Origin of the sequence: Acinetobacter sp. (assembly GCF_041911495.1) — a bacterium.
Classification (GTDB): Bacteria; Pseudomonadota; Gammaproteobacteria; order Pseudomonadales; family Moraxellaceae; genus Acinetobacter.
Window position 1 is genome coordinate 15853 of sequence record NZ_JAYROT010000040.1, and the last position, 17750, is coordinate 33602.

The following is a 17750-nucleotide window of genomic DNA, read 5'->3' on the forward strand; positions in this document are numbered from 1 at the left end:
TTGATTCACGACGATCGGTTTTATAGGGTATAGCTTGGCTTATCCGAGGTAAGGTGCCCTGCCAACATTTTTTCCGCTTCATTTTTAAATGCCATGCCTTTTTCACCATCCAACTGAATCGCAAAACCTTGTGGCTTTGAACCTTGTTGACGAGGTGAAATCCAAATCACTTTGCCTGTGACTGGATATTTTTGTGATTGTTCAGGCAATGACGCAATGACGAGAAGCTCTTGCCCTAGCGTCACCTCTTGCTTAGATGGCACAAATAACCCACCACCCAGCACGAAAGGCATATAGCAAGCTTGTAAGCTTGCCTGATCTGGCATATTGGTTTGAATAATGGCACCGCCACGTGGTGGAATCATCAACATACTCCCTGTGTTATTTTTTATGCTGTATCATTTAGAGTGTTTAATCGTCGTTCCTATCATCGTGAAAGCGACAAAATTAAACACTTACCCCTTCAACGTTCATCAACTGCATACAAAGCTGCTCAAATATCAATGCACTTTGCACATTCTGTCCAAGCTGTATTGGCACTTGATTGAACGTTTTATCTAAATCAAATAGCTGCTGCAAACTATAATACTGTTGTAAATCAGCAATGTCGAGATCGGACTGTTTGATTGCTTGCTGTAATTTATATGCCGTCATATCCTGCAGGTTAAAACGAAGCATCATCATCAGTGCTTTAAAGTCCAATTCCTTGAGCCAGTCATTGGCAAATTTAATCGGTTGCTGTTTGTATTTCACCAAGTTTGTCCACGCTTGAGCAAAACTTTGTCGTTTTGCAAACCACGGACTATTTAAAATGTCTTGTGCCTTTAACGGCATGTGATGTGCTAAAGCTAAAGCAATCTGTTTCTCATCTGCGGTGAATTCATTGTGATTTTCAGATGTCGTTAAAGCATTTTGAGATAAATACAGTTGCGCTTGCGAAATGCCGATTCGATCTAAAGCATATTGTTGTACACGGCTACGAATGGTTGCCGAAAGTTGCAACATGGCATCGCTGACTAAAATCATCAACACCCGATCACCCGGTTCTTCCAAAGTTTTCAGTAAGGCATTACTCGAAGCGACATTCATTTTATCCGCTTGATGAATCAGCACCACACGCCAACCGTCAACGGTTTGCTGAATAAAATCATTCAGTTCACGGATTTGATCAATTTTAATCGCTGAATAACTTTGTTTCTTTTCATCAAAATCTGCGGAAATTTGCTTGAGCTGAGGGTGCGTATCGGCATCAAACCAGTGACAACTTTTACACTGTCCACAGGCTGTTTGAAGTGTCGTTGTTAATTCAGATTTATTCAAGCAAAGCAACCATTTGGCAAATTGCAGACTAAACTGCTGTTTCCCACAACCCTGCTTGCCATAAAACAACATCGCATGACCAAGCTCTGGATACCGTGTCGTGAGCTTTTGCCAAATCGGATGATGCCAAGTATAGATACCCTGTTCCTTCGAACTAGGATCGTGCAATTCAGACGGATGATGATCTTCGTTCATGGACATGATCTGTATCTATGCAAAAAGAATTTATTCAAATGCACTGACTGGCATGGCATTTAAAAGGTCTAAATCGGCTTGGGTATCGACACCCGGTGGCAAATTCGCCTGTGCCACATCAATGGCAATACGATGACCATTTTCTAAAACACGAAGCTGTTCAAGGCTTTCCAACTGTTCCAAATCACCTTGCGACCATGTCACATAATCTTGAAGTAACTGCACACGATAGGCATACAAACCGAGATGACGATAGGCTTTGTTGTGTAGTGTGCGCTCGGCAAGTTTTACGCCATCACGATCATACGGAATTGTAGCACGGCTAAAATACAATGCTTCTTTGGTTTTGCTCATCACCACTTTGACAATGCTATCACGCTCAAATTCTTCCAATGAATGAATCGGTTCACACAGCGTTGCCATCGCACATTGCGCTTGATCTTCTAAAAGCTGTGCCACCTGCTTGACCAACTGTGCAGGAAGCAAAGGTTCATCACCTTGTACATTGACAATAATATCCTCAGCCGACCAGCCTTTGATCTGTGCCACTTGGCTTAAACGGTCTGTGCCTGATGGATGATTAACATCTGTCATCACCACATCAATGCCTTCTGCCAAACAAACATCAGCGATGCGTTGATCATCTGTTGCCACACAATAATCATCAAAACCATCGACTTTTTTGGCTTGATCGACCACACGCAAAATCATCGCTCGACCATGAATCTTAAGCAGAGGTTTACCCGGTAAGCGTGAACTGGCAAAACGTGCAGGGATGACAATGTGTTTACGCATAAAACTTCCTTCATCTATTTGGCGTGTTAGCTATTCGGACGATGTGATAGATTGATTTTAAAATTCGGATTTAAACCGAGCAACTGATCATTAAACAACTGATAGACGTTTTCTGATAATACCGCTTGTACAGGCACCACCCAGACACGTGCCAACATCTCAGGATCATTGTGCCAAAGTTGCTTTAACTTGACCGCATCTTTTTCCGTGGTGATGATTGCCTTCTGATTCATTTCAGCAAAATCAATTGCTTGATAAGCATGATGGTCTGCAAAAGCATGTTTTTGATACGAGATGTTTAAATCATCGAGGGTTTTAAAAAAGCGTTGCGGAAAGCCAATACCCACCACCGCCTCATAGTGCAAACTCGCATCGAAAGGCTGGTTGCAATCTGCCAAATTATACGGCGTACTCGGCGCAAGATGCATATTAAAATTAGTTTTAGGTTGTGCCGAATGTTCAATCACCGTTACTTCGTCTAAACGGCTTAATGGCTCTCGTAAATAACCTTCAGGTAAAAGCTTTTCATTGCCAAAACCACGATTGGCATCAACAACTACCCATTCCAAGTCACGAGCAAGCGCAAAATGTTGTAAACCATCATCACTCAAAATTAAATCCACGTGATGATGTTGTAATAACAATTCAATCGCATCTTTACGATTTGGACCAACTGCCATCGGCACATGAGTACGTTGTACGATCAAAGTCGGCTCATCGCCCACCTGATCAGGAGTAGAATCCGAAGTCACGAGTAACGGAAACTCGCCTTTTCCATCTACACCTTTACCACCCCCGCCTTTTGCTCCATAGCCTCGACTAATCACGCCGACTTTTATATTTTTGGATTGCAAATATTCAACTAAGGCAATGATTAGTGGGGTTTTACCACTACCACCGACAGTAATATTGCCAATGATCATCACAGGTACTGGCGCACGATAGGCGTCTTTTGATTTACTATTTTTTTGCCACAGAAAAACAGCACGATACAGCCAAGACAAAGGACGAAGTACAATCAACCATTTGGCTTGATCATGCCATGCTTTTTGTATCTGCTCTGCCAAACGCATGTGATTTAAGGCTCATCATCAAGATGGAATTGCCGCTGATAGAGCTTTGCATATTCACCTTGTTTGTCGAGTAATTCTTGATGATTACCCACTTCGATGATCTGCCCATGATCCATCACCACGATGCGATCCGCATTTTCAATGGTAGATAGTCGATGTGCAATGACAATGGTTGTACGCCCTTGCATCGCTTGGTCAAGCGCTTGTTGAATATAATGCTCAGATTGGTTGTCTAGTGCACTGGTCGCTTCATCTAAGATGAGAATTGGTGCATTTTTTAGCATCGCACGTGCAATCGCCAAACGCTGACGTTGACCACCTGACAGATTTAAACCATTGGCACCGAGATTGGTGTCATAGCCTTTTGGTAACTCCATGATGAAATCATGCGCATAAGCCGCTTTTGACGCAGCGATGATTTGTTCTTCTGTTGCATCAGCAAGCTCACCATAGGCAATATTTTCACGCACGGTACGATCAAATAAAATAACTTGTTGATTGACCATCGCAATATGATGACGCAAATAATTCAGCTCAATATCTTCGATTTCATGACCATCGACAATGAGCTGTCCTTCTTGATGCGTCTGATAGCGAAGTAGTGTATTGACCAAAGTTGATTTACCTGCGCCAGAACGACCTACCAATGCAATGGTTTCGCCCGACTCAATGTGCAAGTTGATTTGATCCAGTGCTTTTGTGCCATCAGGATAGGTGACGCCAACTTGGTTAAACTGAATCTGCCCTGACATCGGCGGTTTAAACTGTCCTAGATTTGGCTCATCCGCTTGATCAATCACATCAAAAATTGATTTGGTCGCTGCAAGACCACGTTGGATTTTTTCATTGATATCCGTCAAAGCTTTTACAGGTTTACTCAATAATCCTGCTGCGGTGATATATGCAACAAACTCACCTGCACTGGTATCGCCAATGATTTGCGGACGCAGTGCAATCCAAATCACAATACTCATTGCGATCGCCATAAAAAGCTGTACCAATGGTGTATTGATACTGACCACAACGACGAGCTTTAAACCTTTTTTTAGATTTTCGAATGAATAACGATGGAAGCGTTGTTTTTCATATTCTTGCCCACCAAAGCTTTTCACTACGGAGTAGCCATTGACCGCTTCTTGCACCACATGGCTAACATCACCCATACTATTTTGCAGTTGTGTTGACAGGCGACGCATACGCTTAGCCGCTTTACGAATGACCAAAGCAATTAAAGGTGCAATGATGAGAATGGTTAGTGACAACCGCCAATTCATATAAAATAAATAACCAAGGAGCAAAATCACCGTCAAACCATCTCGTACAATAGTTTTTAATGATTCAGTCGACGCAGCGGTGACTTGTTCGACGTTATAAATAATCTTCGCAGTTATATGGCCACTGGAGTTATTTAAATAATAAGCTGTTGGTAATTTTAACAGTTTATCGAAAATCTGCTGACGCAAAGTAAATACCAAATTGCGTGAAATTACCGCAGAGAAATAATTCCCGAGGAATGAGCCTAAACCACGGCAAAAGAACAGAAAAATCACTAAGACTGGAAATAAATTTTTCGCAGACTGATCGGCGGTATTGATCGCATCAATGATGTATTTGATCAATTGTGCGATCGACACTTCGGTTGCCGCATTGATCGCAAAACCAATCAATACCAAAATGCCTGCTTTCCAATAGACTTTGAGGTAACTCAATAGGCGAAAATAAACCTGCAAATCACTTTTTGCATCTGATTGACTGGCATTCGGTTGACTTGCATCTTTCGCCTTATTCACCGATTAATAACCTCTCGCAGGAACTTTGGTACTGATATTGATATTGATAAAGCCGAGCTTACCCGCAACATCCATGACACGTACTACATCTTGATGTGCTGCTTTGGCATCAGCTGCAATGATCACAGGCATATCACGTCGATCAGCTGTTGCTTGCTGTATTGCCGTAGTCAATTGCGTTTCATCATTCCCCGCCAGCGCTTGACCATTCACGGTGTATTTTCCAGAGGCTTGAACGACGACTTCCACACGCTCATCTATCGACGTCGGTGGCACACCTTGCGCATCAGGCAAAGTCAGATTCAAACGACTATGCTGATTAAAAGTGGTCGATACCAAGAGAAAAACCAATAAAAATAATAAACAATCAATCATCGGAGTCAGATTGACTTCGATCTCATTGACACGAGGACGATTAAACTTCATCCGCCACCTGCGCTTCGATCAATGCTGAATCGTCATAAGCAGGTTCATCATTTTCTACAATTTTAAAATTTGTATCATAAAACAATGCGGCATGAAATATGGTTGCTTGTTGTTCCATTTCCACCACATATTCCACAATCACACGCTGAAAATAGCGATAAGCCATCAACACTGGAATGGCAATAATCATACCTGCTGCCGTGGTAATCAATGCCTTGGATACACCTTGCGCAAGCAGTGCAGGATCGGTGACACCACCAGTATTTACAGCAAGAAAGGCTTGGATAATCCCCAACACAGTACCGAGCAAACCTAACAGTGGTGCAATCGAGCCAATGGTGCCTAAGAAATTAATATTTTTTTCAAGTGAGGCAATTTGTACACTGGCTTCTGTCTGCATTTGCTTTTGTGCAAAATCCGCACCTTTGCTTTTAAACATATAGCCTTTTTGCAAAACTTTACCCAAAGACGATGCAAATAATGACTTCTGATCTTGCAGATTCAATGTGCCACTTTGCGCACGAGCTAAAACTTCATTCGCCAAATTTTTTGGAATCACTTGTGATTTTTTCAATCGCATCATGCGTTCAATACAAATCGCTAATGCAATGATTGAACACAAGATCAGTGGGATCATCAACCACCCACCTGCTTTAATAAATTCCCACATAGACCCCTCTATACTTTAACAAATAACGACGACTTATTTTGATTATTCAAACACTTTCAAAATACCATCCAACTCATCGAGTGAATGATATTTGATGACGATTTTGCCTTTTCCTTTGGCATTATGATCAATCTGTACTTCCGCACCGAGCTTCTCAGTCAACTTCTCAATCAACTGATTGATATCCGATGAAGGCTTCGCTTTCTCACTCGATAATACAGGCTTTTGCAACTCACGCACGAGCTGCTCTGTCTGACGTACAGACAAGCCTTTTGCCACGACTTGTTGTGCAATCTTAGCTTGTTCAGTCTTCTTCAATGGCAATAATGCACGGGCATGACCCATGTCAATCTTTTGCTCATCCAATAAGACTTTGACGCTTTCTTCTAAACTGAGTAAGCGCAATAAATTACTTACTGAAGCACGAGCTTTACCAACAGTTTCTGCAATCTCTTGATGACTTAAGCCAAATTCTTCATGGAAGCGTTGCAATGCCAAAGCTTGCTCCATTGGATTCAAATCTTGACGTTGAATATTTTCAATCAACGCCAAAGCGATCGCCACCTGATCCGACATGTCACGCACGATCGCAGGGACATGTGTTAACCCTGCAAGTTTGGCTGCACGCCAACGACGCTCACCCGCGATGATTTCATATTGTGCATCTTCACCGTCGCTACTGACTTTACGAATCACGATCGGTTGCATCACGCCGTGTTGCTTGATCGAATCGCTCAGCTCTTTTAAGGCTTCATCGGCAATATGTTGACGTGGTTGGTATTGACCACGCTGCAATATATCTACCGAGATTTGCTCGAGTTGACCATCTTCAAGGTCTGCGGTATTCACAGAAAGATGTTGTTTCTCTTTTTTCACTGAACCAAGTAGTGCATCTAAACCACGACCTTTGGCTAAGCCACGTTTCTTTAAAGTCATGATTTTGCTCCCTGCTTTTGTTCAGCCTGTTTCTGTTCAGCTTGCTTCTGTTCAATCTTTTTCATTTTTTTGACGAGTTCCGCTGCGAATGTGAGGTACGACACTGCACCTTTTGAGCTTTTCTCAAAATACATCACAGGGACGCCATGTGCAGGCGCTTCCGCCAAACGTACATTGCGTGGAATCACGGTCTGGAATAATTTATCGCCAAAATATTGTGCCAATTCTTCAGATACGTCTTTGGTCAATGCGCTACGTCCATCATACATGGTACGCAAGACGCCTAGAATTTCTAAATTAGGATTCAATGTTTGATTGATTCGCTCAATGGTTTGACACAAATCGGCTAAACCCTCTAAGGCATAATATTCACACTGCATTGGGATCAATACGCTATCCGCTGCACAAAAGGCATTCACCGTAATCAAATTCAGACTTGGCGCACAATCAATCAGGATAAAGTCAAAATTGCTTTCGATCTGCTTCAAGGCATCACGGAGAATAAACTCACGCTGTTCTTGCTCAGCGATCACGAGCTCTGCACCTGCAAGCTCACGATTTGAGCCAAGCACTTTATAGTTTGATTCGACTTTATTAATCGCAGCTTCGATCGGCGCATCACCCAACATCACATCAGCAATGCTATAGTTCAATTCATTTTTATGTACGCCAGAGCCCATCGTGGCATTGCCTTGCGCATCTAAATCCACAAGCAAGACTCGTTTTTTTAGCACTGCTAAAGATGCAGCAAGATTGACTGCGGTGGTGGTTTTTGCGACACCACCTTTTTGATTTGCAATTGCAATTATTTTAACCATAAAACCTTTTTCGCCATTAAAGCTATCTTCGTCTATTCGATCAATACTTGTTACAATACTTATTTCAAAACTTCAATCAGAAGCATCACCACGATAGTGGCGATCCATTCTAACAAAATCTTTTTTTAATCCTATGGGTTATACATCACTTGCTTTGCAATACAAAGTCATGATGATTTATTTAAAACAATTAAGTGCCGTTGCTCATCAAGCTTTGGGACTTTGAGTGCAATGATCTGCTGTGACCAATTCGATAAGCTTGATAGCTCATCATGTGGCACAACACCTTTCATCGCAGCAATGACTGACTGCTCATGCATATACGGCTTTGCTGCATCAACAAAATCAAGCAGTGAGGCAAAAGCACGACTAGTAATGACATCGAAATGACCAAGATCGTTGATACTCTGCGGATCTTCTACCCGAGTCTGCACCGCTTTGACATTGGTGAGTTTCATATCTGCAATAAATTGCTTCAAAAAACGAATCTTTTTACCATTTGAATCAAGCAATACGCACTCACGCTCAGGCTGACACAATGCCACAATCATGCCTGGCATGCCACCACCTGTACCCACATCGAGCATTCGACCTTTTGGAAAATGATTTAAAATACTCAAACTATCCAGTAGATGCTTGATCAACATTTCCTTTGGTTCACGGATCGCAGTGAGGTTGTATGCTTTATTCCAAAGCACTAAGGCATCTTGATATTTCAGCAAGTTGTTCAGCACCTGTTCGGACAAGTCCAAATTCAGTGCAGACACACCATCGGTCAAAGCTTGATAGTACGGGTGCATAAATCCTCAAAAGAATGTATTTGTCATCGTAAATAAATGACTTCTACTTAGTGCTTAAAGCATAATTCGAAACGCACCTATTATGCGTGGAACATCTTGTAAAACGCAAACTGGTTTCACTGAAATCACCCGATTTGACACGTTTAATTGTAGAGAATTAGATCTGTCGTTTTCGAATCTGCTCATCCAACTGCATCAAACGCTCTGGTGTCCCTACATCGACCCATGCTGTAGACATTTTTTCACCACTGACTAAACCATGTTGCATCGCATCTTTGAGCAATGGAGCAAGTGGGCGTTTGCCTTGCGGTAAATCTGCAAACAGCTTTGGAGATAAAATGCTAATCCCTGAAAAAGTTAATGCCTCACCCGCTTTCTTTTGCTCAAATGTGCTGATCACACCATGATTTGCAGTGCCATTCGATAAATCATCACTTAAAGTAAAATCACCATTTGGATGTTGCGGTGGGTTATCCACCAAGACCAAATGCGCCAAGCGATCGCCAAGCTCAACATTTTTTAATGCAGAAAAGTCATAGCGTGTCCACACATCACCATTCACCACGAGAAAAGGTTGATCTTCAAAATGAAATAAAGCTTTGATTAAACCGCCTGCGGTTTCTAAACCTTCATCTTCTAACGACCAAAGAATTTTTACACCAAACTGCGAGCCATCACCCAAGGTATTGACCAATTGATCTTTGAGCCATGCGGCATTGATGATGATTTCTGTCACGCCAATTTTAGCCAGTGCTTCGATATGCCAAACGATCAGTGGCTTACCGCCTACTTCTAACAATGGTTTTGGCTTATATAAAGTCAGCGGTCGCATGCGATTCCCCAAGCCTGCCGCTAAGATCATCGCTTTCATTGGCTTGCCTCTTCACTAAGCATTTTAATGGTCACTTCTTGATAAGTGCCATATTTCTGTTCAAATTTTGGCATCACCTCATTTTCGACAAATGATTGCAATTCAGCTAATTCAGGACAATTTTTCAATTCCTGACGCAAATACCACATCACACGTGGTAAATCTTTCAAATAACCCGACTTACCATCACGCACGAATAAACGCACAAAAATCCCTAAGATTTTCAAATGACGTTGAATCGACATGACTTCTGCATCAAGGCGAAACTGTTCCAGACTACGCCCTACTTTTGCAGACTCAGGCAACAGTCCATAGAACTGATCAATCCATTTTGCAACTTGCTCAGGCAACCATTGCACATAAGCATCACGTACGATCGAGATCAAATCGTAAGTATCAGGACCAACTACCGCATCTTGGAAGTCAATCACGCCAAGCACAGACTCGCCATCTAAAACCATCAAGTTACGGCTGTGATAATCACGATGCACGATGACTTGCGGTTGATTTTTCAGATTGTCCAAAATCCACGCATAACTGTTGCTCAACATGCTTTGTTGCGCTTCGCTCAATGTAATATCAAGCGCAGGCAACATCCAGTGATCAAACAAACGCATTTCATCTGTCAATTTTTCCGCACTATATTGTGGAAAAATCTGGGAATCGACAGCAATACTTTGCAATTGGATAATTTGCGCAAAAGCTTGTAAATAATATTGATCGACTGTGCTTTGATTTAACTCGGTAGATAGAAGCTGATCGCCAAAATCTTCAAGTAATAAAAACCCTTGTGTTAAATCTTGTGCGACGATCTGTGGCACACGTGCACCGTAGCTTGATAAATAGCTTGCAATTTGTACAAATGGCGCACAATCTTCTTGTTCTGGTGGTGCATCCATCAGCATGTAGCGCTGAGATGAAAGCGTAATCCTTGCATAGCGACGAAAACTTGCATCTCCAGCTAAGTAGTTGATTTTGTAATCTTGTTGTGGCAAAACTTGGTTTAACCAAGTATCAATTAACTGTTCTCGTTGCATGTAAAGCGAATCCCTAATTGCAATAAGCGTGCATTATTTAGCGAACTAAGTGTAGTCGTTTCCGCTTTTTTTCTCTATCATGCAATGAAAATATTTCTTTGCACTTTGATTTATTCCCAAATTCTGATGACTGATCTTGAACCTATATGATGACCCATCAATTTAAAAAAAACACCTTATTCAAAGCCGTCATCGGACTGATGAGTCTTGGTGCGTTTCAAATCGCTTATGCGGAAAACAGCAACGCAAATGTTGACAGCCTAGAATCATCGCAAGCCACAACAGCAGACTCAAAAGTCGTCAGCAAAGAGATTCATTTAGATAAAACCCAAAGTAAAAATGGTGGTTTAACACCTGCCAATAGCGAAGAAGCGCAAGACTTCTATCAACAATATTATTTAACGCCATCAGAAATCGCCGAATCAAACCCAAAAGATACATACAAAGATCAACTCTGTTCAGGAATGTGGGTGACACCGATTGGTACCAATGAGCAAGCACCGAGCGATCCAACTCAAGCGACTGCAACGATTAGCGCAGAAAGTGCTTATTACAACCCTAATGGCACCTCTGTACTCGAAGGTGATGTTCAAATCGACCAACAAGGGCGAAGCATTCGTGCTGAGCGTTTAGAGCTTGATGAAACGCAAACATATGCAAAAGCGCAAGGCAAAGTCCAACTCGCTCAAGGTGGATTATTTTCACAAAGCGATGAAATCAATTACAACCTAAAAACGCAACAAGGCGATCTTAACGATAGCTATTTTATTAGCGAAGCACAGCAAGCACATGGCTACGCCTCAGAGATTCGTCGCACTGCACCTGATGTTGTCGTACTCAATCAAGCAAGCTATTCGACCTGCCCACCAAGTACAAGCCCTGCATGGCATCTGCAAGCCAAAACCATTGAGCTGAATCAAACGACTGGACGTGGCGTCACCAAAGATGCTCGACTTTATATCAAAAACACCCCAGTTCTTCCTGTGCCATATTTTAATTTTCCAATTGATGATCGACGCACCACAGGTTTCTTAGTACCTAGCTTTGGTTATACCAATGATGGTGGTTTACAGCTCGGCGTACCGTATTATCTGAACCTTGCGCCAAACTATGATATGACGGTGACTCCACGTTACCTCAATGGTCGTGGCTTTATGGCAGAAGGTGATTTCAATTATCTCACCGAAGATTATGGTTTTGGTAAAATTTGGGGTGGTTATCTGCCTCAAGATCAGGGCTACGATGATCAAGATCGTAAAGATTTGCACTGGGAACATTTTTGGAAAATTAATGATCAATGGAACAGCGCCATTGATTATAACTATGTATCCGACGAAGACTATTTCACAGACTTAGGAAACTCTCCAAATAGTGAAGATTTAGTCCATCAAGAGCGTACTTGGGTATTGAATTATGCCAATGGTATTCCTGGCATTACCGCTCAGCTTAAAGTGCAAGACTTTCAAACTTTAGATGAGTCTATTGCCGATGTAGACCGTCCTTATGCACGATTGCCACAGTTTATTTTTCACTATGCAGGTGGAGAATATAATGGCTTAGAGTATGGCTTTTATAACGATACGGCATACTTTAAAAAGTCTATCGACGACGGCTCAGCTTTAGAAAGTAGCGGTACACGGATTTATAATCAGCTGTATAGCCGTTACAACTTTAGAACACCAAGCGCCTTTGTCATTCCTGAAATTTCAGTGCGTAGCATCAACACTTTCTTTGATCGGGACAGCAAAGTTGACCTCGGTTTTGATGAAAATGAATCTGTTGAAAAATCTGTTGCTGTACCACAGTTCACTTTAGATACAGGCTTAGTTTTTGAAAAGCAAGGCAAATATTTGCAAAGCTTAAGCCCTCGCCTATTTTATGCTTATTCGCCTTATCAGGCTCAAGATGGCTATCCAAACTTTGACAGTACCCAAGCCTCTGTCAGTTACGATCGTTTATTTAGTCCATATCGTTTTTATGGACATGATCGCTTAGAAGATAATCATTTTGCTTCGCTTGGTTTAACCTATCGCTTATACGACACCATTGGCTTAGAGCGCTTACGTGCAAGTATCGGACAGAGCTTTTATTTTGCTGATCGCAAAGTCCGTCTTGATGCTGAGAATGATCCGATCGCAACCGATGACTACTCAGGTCCTGTAATGACCTTCTCTAGTCAGCTTAGCAATAATATTCATGTGACATCGAACACAGCGTTTGATGCAGACGGTGAGAATACGTTTAGCAATCTATCGTTGAATTATGCCGATGATGTTGGACAGCTTTACCATCTTGGCTATGTCTATCGTAACGACCTTGCCGAACTGCGTCAGCAAGCTTATCAACAAGTGGTTGGCTCATTTGTGCAACCGATTCACAACAATTGGCGCCTCATGGGTCACGTACAATACGACATTGATAATGACTTGACACGTGAAATTCTACTCGGTTTAAATTATGAATCTTGCTGTTGGGGTGTTTCAGTCTATGCACGTCGATACTATAATGATCTCGACGACCCGACTGATGAAAACATTTCAGCGAAGAAAGCCATCATGGCAGAGTTTAGCCTTAAAGGTTTAGGCGGATTATCAGGCAAATTAGCCTCATTATTAGAAGATCGTGTCATTGGATTTGATCATGTTAACCAAACTTGGACTCAACGTTAATGAATAACCCTACTGTACTTACATCTAAATTACGTCAAAACATGATGAAAATTGCCCGCACTACTGCGCTAGTGGTTGCGTTATCTGCATCAGCGTCAATTTATGCAGCGAATATTGATCAAGTGGTTGCAGTCGTTGGTGAAAGCGCAATTTTGCAAAGTGATCTAGATCAAGCGAGTGCCGTTATTCAAGAGCAAATGCAAAGCAAGGGACAACAAGTTCCCCCTGCATCTATTCTGCGTAAACAAGTATTAGAACAACTCATCTTACGTCAAGCTCAAATTGAACAAGTGCGTCGTCTAGGTGTGAAACCGAGCGAAACTGAACTCAATCAAGCTGTATTGTCTATTGCAAAGCAACAAGGTGCGGAGAGCTTAGAAGAATTCCAACGTGGTCTTGACAGCCAACGTGCAGGTAACTATGAGCTACTTCGCAAGCAGGTTTCAGAAGATTTAAGTGTCAATCGCCTACGTCAACAACAAGTCATGTCACGTATCAAAGTATCTGAGCGAGATATTGATAACTTCCTAAATTCTCCACAAGGTCAAGCAGCACTTGGTAGCCAATTTCATGTACTTCACTTACGTGTTGCTCCAAAATCGGAAGCGACCGAAGCAAATGCGGTCACTGAAACTGCAAATGCTGTACGCAATGCATTGGCAACGAGTGACAATATCAAAGAGATTGCTGAGCAGAACAGCAATGATCAAGTCGTGGTGCAAGGCGCAGACATGGGCACACGTGCTTTATCTGATATTCCTGCCGATCTTGCCGCTCGAATCAGTGGTCTTGAAGTGGGTAAAACGACAGAATTAATCAATGCCAAAGATGGTATTCATATTTTAAAACTACTTGAACGAACAGCTGATGGAAAAAAAGCTTTAATTCCTCAATATTTTACACGTCATATTTTGATTCAACCTTCAGAAGTCGTTAGCCCTGCTGATGCAAAACAGCAAATTGATCAAATCTATAACCGTCTACAACAAGGCGCAGATTTTCAAGAAATGGCAGCGACCTATTCTAGTGATACTGGATCAGCACGTAATGGCGGTAGTTTGGACTGGGTTTCTCCTGGTGTGATGGTGCCTGAGTTTGAAAAAGTGATGACTTCTACCTCAGTTGGTCAAGTCAGCAAACCATTTCAAACACAATACGGTTGGCATATCTTGACCGTTGAAGATCAACGTCAGAAAGATATGACTGAAGAATATCAACGGCGTATGGCAAAACAACTTTTGAGTGAGCGTCAGTTTGATGCAGAGCTTGATGGTTGGTTACGTGAAGTCCGTGCAGAAGCTTATGTGGATATCAAAGATCCAAGCTTAAAAGACTCCAGTTCAAAAGATTCGGATGCGCAAGCGAGCTCAACGCAAACGACGACTGAGCCAAGTACAGATTCAAGCACCGAAAACTAATAGATTGGTGTAAAAACCGATTCATTTTCTTATATAAAAAACCAAATCTCGTATTTGGTTTTTTATTTTCTTCAAATCAGATCAGTCAAAGCTAAACACTCGTGCTAAGATTTGATGTTCATATTGGTTTTCCAATTTTCATAATTAGGTTAGACGGTTTCAATGATGCAATTTGTCCATTTAGGCATTCACAGCGAATATTCGATTACGGATTCGATTATCAGAATCCCTGATTTGGTGAAAGCTGCCGCCGACGACAAGATGCCTGCTTTAGCACTGACCGACCTGTCGAATATGCACGCTGCGGTGAAGTTTTATAACGCCTGTCTTAAGCATGGCATTAAGCCAATTTTTGGCAGTGATCTACGTCTTGGTGAAGAGCATCAACGGGTGCAACTGCTTGCGATGAACCAAGCGGGCTGGCTCAATCTCACCGAATTAGTATCCAAAGGTTTTACCCATGGACTGAAACTCGACATTCCTACGGTTCAGTCTGAATGGATTTGTCAGCAATCTGATGGACTGATTGCCCTCTTGGGAATCCATAGCGATGTCGGTCAAGCACTTTGCTCATCCAATCCTGATAAAGCCGAGCCACTGATTGACGCATGGAAATATGCTTTTGGTGATCGGGTGTATTTGGCGATTAGTCGAGTTGGCTTGCCGAATGAAGAACTGTTTATTCAGCAAGCATTGCAACTTGCACAAAAATATCAAATCGGTGTGGTTGCGCACAATGATTTACGTTTTGTGAAACAAAGTGATTTTGAAGCGCACGAAGCTCGAGTCTGTATCGCCGAAGGCTATGTACTCGGTGATGATCGTCGTCCGCAAAATTATACCGATCAGCAATATTTCAAATCCAATGCTGAAATGCAAACGCTGTTTGCCGATTTACCTAATGCGCTGACGAACAGCTATCTAATCGCACTGCGTTGTACGGTCAATCTGACTTTGGGTAAAAACTATCTGCCTGATTATCCAATACCGCCTGAGCACACCATTGATTCATTTTTCCGTCATGTCTCAGAGCAAGGCTTAATCGAACGGCTTGCCTTACTTTATCCTGAAGCTGAACGTGATGAATCATGGGCTGAGATTGACAAAAAGTATCACGACCGACTGACCTATGAGATTGATATTATTCTTAAAATGGGTTTCCCAGGTTATTTCCTTATCGTCATGGATTTTATTGGCTGGGCGAAAAATAACGGTGTGCCTGTTGGACCAGGTCGTGGTTCGGGTGCAGGCTCGTTGGTTGCTTATAGTTTAAAAATTACCGATCTTGATCCACTGCGTTATGAGTTACTTTTCGAGCGATTCCTCAATCCTGAACGAGTGTCGATGCCCGATTTCGATATTGACTTCTGTATCGCAGGGCGTGACCGTGTGATTGAGTATGTGTCACAACATTATGGTCGTGAAGCAGTGGCACAAATTGCCACCTTCGGAACAATGGCAGCAAAAGGTGCGATTCGTGATGTAGCACGAGTATTGGGTAAGTCTTATGGCTTAGCAGATCGCATTTCCAAACTTGTGCCGACCAAGCCACTCGGTGTCGATCTAAAAACTGCTTTGGAAATGGAACCAGAGCTAAAAGACATGGTCACCAATCCTGCCAATCCCGAATATGATGATGCGTCGGAAATTTGGGACATGGCACTCAAGCTCGAAGGTATTACCCGTAACACAGGCAAACACGCAGGTGGCGTACTGATCTCTCCCGGGAAAATCACCGATTTCTCTGCGATTAGCTGTGAAGCCGATGGTACAGGACGAGTCAGTCAGTTTGATAAAGACGACGTCGAAGCGGTCGGCTTGGTCAAGTTTGACTTTTTGGGACTGCGAAATCTCACCGTGATTGAAGATGCAATGACGCATATCAATGCACGCTTGCCTGAGTCTGAACGAATTATCCTCGAACAGATCGCTTTAGATGATAAAGCAGCCTATGAGGTGTTCGCTGATGGCAATACCACAGCGGTATTCCAGTTTGAATCCGTCGGTATGAAACGCATGCTCAAAGAAGCACGCCCAAGCCAGTTTGAAGAAATTATCGCATTCGTGTCGCTGTACCGTCCCGGTCCAATGGATCTGATTCCCGACTTTATCCATCGTATGCACGGTGGCAGTTTTGAGTATCTGCATCCACTGCTTGAAGATATTTTGAAACCAACTTACGGCATCATGGTCTATCAAGAGCAGGTGATGCAGGCAGCGCAGGTCTGTGCAGGCTATACCCTCGGTGGTGCGGATTTGCTACGTCGTGCCATGGGGAAAAAGAAGCCTGAGGAAATGGTCAAACAACGGCAAATCTTCCTCAAAGGTGCAGCCACCAAAGATATTGATGAGGTCAAAGCCAATGAAATTTTCGATTATATGGAAAAGTTCGCAGGCTATGGTTTTAACAAATCGCACGCAGCGGCTTATGCCCTCGTCGCTTATCATACCGCATGGCTGAAAGCGCATTATCCAGCGGAGTTTATGGCGGCGGTGATGTCTTCTGAAATGCAAAATACTGATAATGTGGTGTTTTTGATTGATGACTGTCGTAGCAATGATCTGACCGTTTTACCGCCGTCAATCAACATGTCGGACTACCGCTTTAAAGCCAGTGACCCAAAAACTATTGTCTATGGATTGGGTGCGATCAAAGGCGTTGGTGAGCAGGCGATGCAGTCGGTGATTGATTCCCGAGTTGAGCAAGGTGAATATCAAGACTTATTCGATTTTTGTCATCGTATTGATCTCAAGAAAATCAATAAACGGACTTTAGAAGCCTTAATTCGTGCAGGTGCGCTCGATTGTTTGGGTGAAGAACGTGCGATTTTGATGGAAAATTTACCCGAAGCGGTGCAAGCAGCGGAACAAGCACGCAACAACCGTGAATCAGGCATGATGGATTTGTTTGGTGAAGTCGAGCAAGTACAGC

General features: G+C 42.6%; 15 protein-coding genes. 3 read left to right on the plus strand and 12 right to left on the minus strand.

Going from position 1 to position 17750, the window contains the following annotated elements; translation table 11 throughout:
- Positions 1-20: 20 nt before the first annotated feature.
- The 12 genes from ACE3PQ_RS05355 to ACE3PQ_RS05410 form a co-directional block, all read right to left on the minus strand.
- Complete coding sequence (locus ACE3PQ_RS05355; protein ID WP_374295877.1) at positions 21-365, minus strand: PilZ domain-containing protein; 345 nt, start codon at positions 363-365, stop codon at positions 21-23.
- A gap of 82 nt (positions 366-447) precedes the next feature.
- A complete protein-coding gene (locus ACE3PQ_RS05360; protein WP_374295879.1) occupies positions 448-1521 on the minus strand; it encodes a DNA polymerase III subunit delta' in 1074 nt (357 codons plus the stop codon).
- Positions 1522-1545: 24 nt separating this feature from the next.
- Positions 1546-2310: a 3-deoxy-manno-octulosonate cytidylyltransferase gene (gene kdsB, locus ACE3PQ_RS05365; protein ID WP_374295881.1), complete on the minus strand. Its 765-nt coding sequence runs from the start codon at positions 2308-2310 to the stop codon at positions 1546-1548.
- Positions 2311-2336: 26 nt separating this feature from the next.
- On the minus strand, positions 2337-3383 hold the full coding sequence (gene lpxK / locus ACE3PQ_RS05370; RefSeq protein WP_374295883.1) for a tetraacyldisaccharide 4'-kinase: 1047 nt from the start codon (positions 3381-3383) through the stop codon (positions 2337-2339).
- Positions 3384-3388: 5 nt separating this feature from the next.
- Positions 3389-5173 carry a lipid A export permease/ATP-binding protein MsbA gene (gene msbA, locus ACE3PQ_RS05375; protein ID WP_374295885.1) on the minus strand — a complete coding sequence of 595 codons (1785 nt, stop codon included), beginning with the start codon at positions 5171-5173 and terminating at the stop codon, positions 3389-3391.
- 3 nt (positions 5174-5176) lie between these two features.
- On the minus strand, positions 5177-5599 hold the full coding sequence (locus ACE3PQ_RS05380; protein ID WP_374295887.1) for an ExbD/TolR family protein: 423 nt from the start codon (positions 5597-5599) through the stop codon (positions 5177-5179).
- On the minus strand, positions 5589-6269 hold the full coding sequence (locus ACE3PQ_RS05385) for a MotA/TolQ/ExbB proton channel family protein (protein ID WP_374295890.1): 681 nt from the start codon (positions 6267-6269) through the stop codon (positions 5589-5591). Before ACE3PQ_RS05385 ends, ACE3PQ_RS05380 begins: the two co-directional genes overlap by 11 nt.
- A 42-nt stretch (positions 6270-6311) precedes the next feature.
- Positions 6312-7205, minus strand: a complete 894-nt coding sequence (locus ACE3PQ_RS05390; protein WP_374295892.1) for a ParB/RepB/Spo0J family partition protein — start codon at positions 7203-7205, stop codon at positions 6312-6314.
- Positions 7202-8023: a ParA family protein gene (locus ACE3PQ_RS05395; RefSeq protein WP_374295894.1), complete on the minus strand. Its 822-nt coding sequence runs from the start codon at positions 8021-8023 to the stop codon at positions 7202-7204. The genes ACE3PQ_RS05390 and ACE3PQ_RS05395 overlap by 4 nt, the downstream gene beginning before the upstream one ends.
- A 167-nt stretch (positions 8024-8190) precedes the next feature.
- Positions 8191-8823, minus strand: a complete 633-nt coding sequence (gene rsmG, locus ACE3PQ_RS05400) for a 16S rRNA (guanine(527)-N(7))-methyltransferase RsmG (RefSeq protein ID WP_374295896.1) — start codon at positions 8821-8823, stop codon at positions 8191-8193.
- Between the two features lie 157 nt (positions 8824-8980).
- On the minus strand, positions 8981-9694 hold the full coding sequence (gene murU, locus ACE3PQ_RS05405) for an N-acetylmuramate alpha-1-phosphate uridylyltransferase MurU (protein WP_374295898.1): 714 nt from the start codon (positions 9692-9694) through the stop codon (positions 8981-8983).
- Positions 9691-10731: an aminoglycoside phosphotransferase family protein gene (locus ACE3PQ_RS05410; RefSeq protein WP_374295900.1), complete on the minus strand. Its 1041-nt coding sequence runs from the start codon at positions 10729-10731 to the stop codon at positions 9691-9693. The genes murU and ACE3PQ_RS05410 overlap by 4 nt, the downstream gene beginning before the upstream one ends.
- A 149-nt stretch (positions 10732-10880) precedes the next feature.
- Between ACE3PQ_RS05410 and ACE3PQ_RS05415 the strand changes: the two genes are divergently transcribed.
- The 3 genes from ACE3PQ_RS05415 to dnaE form a co-directional block, all read left to right on the plus strand.
- Entirely contained in the window at positions 10881-13400 is a 2520-nt protein-coding gene (locus ACE3PQ_RS05415) for an LPS-assembly protein LptD (RefSeq protein WP_374295902.1), read from the plus strand.
- Positions 13400-14818 carry a peptidylprolyl isomerase gene (locus ACE3PQ_RS05420; protein ID WP_374295904.1) on the plus strand — a complete coding sequence of 473 codons (1419 nt, stop codon included), beginning with the start codon at positions 13400-13402 and terminating at the stop codon, positions 14816-14818. The genes ACE3PQ_RS05415 and ACE3PQ_RS05420 overlap by 1 nt, the downstream gene beginning before the upstream one ends.
- A 165-nt stretch (positions 14819-14983) precedes the next feature.
- Positions 14984-17750, plus strand: a 2767-nt coding sequence (dnaE, locus tag ACE3PQ_RS05425) for a DNA polymerase III subunit alpha (protein WP_374295906.1), incomplete at its 3' end; no start/stop codon positions are given.

Excerpts from the sequence above, each read along its gene's own strand:
- ACE3PQ_RS05355 (WP_374295877.1), bottom strand. The coding sequence starts at position 365 with ATGATTCCACCACGTGGCGGTGCCATTATTCAAACCAATATGCCAGAT.
- ACE3PQ_RS05360 (WP_374295879.1), bottom strand. The coding sequence starts at position 1,521 with ATGTCCATGAACGAAGATCATCATCCGTCTGAATTGCACGATCCTAGT.
- kdsB (WP_374295881.1), bottom strand. The coding sequence starts at position 2,310 with ATGCGTAAACACATTGTCATCCCTGCACGTTTTGCCAGTTCACGCTTA.
- lpxK (WP_374295883.1), bottom strand. The coding sequence starts at position 3,383 with ATGCGTTTGGCAGAGCAGATACAAAAAGCATGGCATGATCAAGCCAAA.
- ACE3PQ_RS05380 (WP_374295887.1), bottom strand. The coding sequence starts at position 5,599 with ATGAAGTTTAATCGTCCTCGTGTCAATGAGATCGAAGTCAATCTGACT.
- ACE3PQ_RS05385 (WP_374295890.1), bottom strand. The coding sequence starts at position 6,269 with ATGTGGGAATTTATTAAAGCAGGTGGGTGGTTGATGATCCCACTGATC.
- ACE3PQ_RS05390 (WP_374295892.1), bottom strand. The coding sequence starts at position 7,205 with ATGACTTTAAAGAAACGTGGCTTAGCCAAAGGTCGTGGTTTAGATGCA.
- ACE3PQ_RS05395 (WP_374295894.1), bottom strand. The coding sequence starts at position 8,023 with ATGGTTAAAATAATTGCAATTGCAAATCAAAAAGGTGGTGTCGCAAAA.
- rsmG (WP_374295896.1), bottom strand. The coding sequence starts at position 8,823 with ATGCACCCGTACTATCAAGCTTTGACCGATGGTGTGTCTGCACTGAAT.
- murU (WP_374295898.1), bottom strand. The coding sequence starts at position 9,694 with ATGAAAGCGATGATCTTAGCGGCAGGCTTGGGGAATCGCATGCGACCG.
- ACE3PQ_RS05410 (WP_374295900.1), bottom strand. The coding sequence starts at position 10,731 with ATGCAACGAGAACAGTTAATTGATACTTGGTTAAACCAAGTTTTGCCA.
- ACE3PQ_RS05415 (WP_374295902.1), top strand. The coding sequence starts at position 10,881 with ATGACCCATCAATTTAAAAAAAACACCTTATTCAAAGCCGTCATCGGA.
- ACE3PQ_RS05420 (WP_374295904.1), top strand. The coding sequence starts at position 13,400 with ATGAATAACCCTACTGTACTTACATCTAAATTACGTCAAAACATGATG.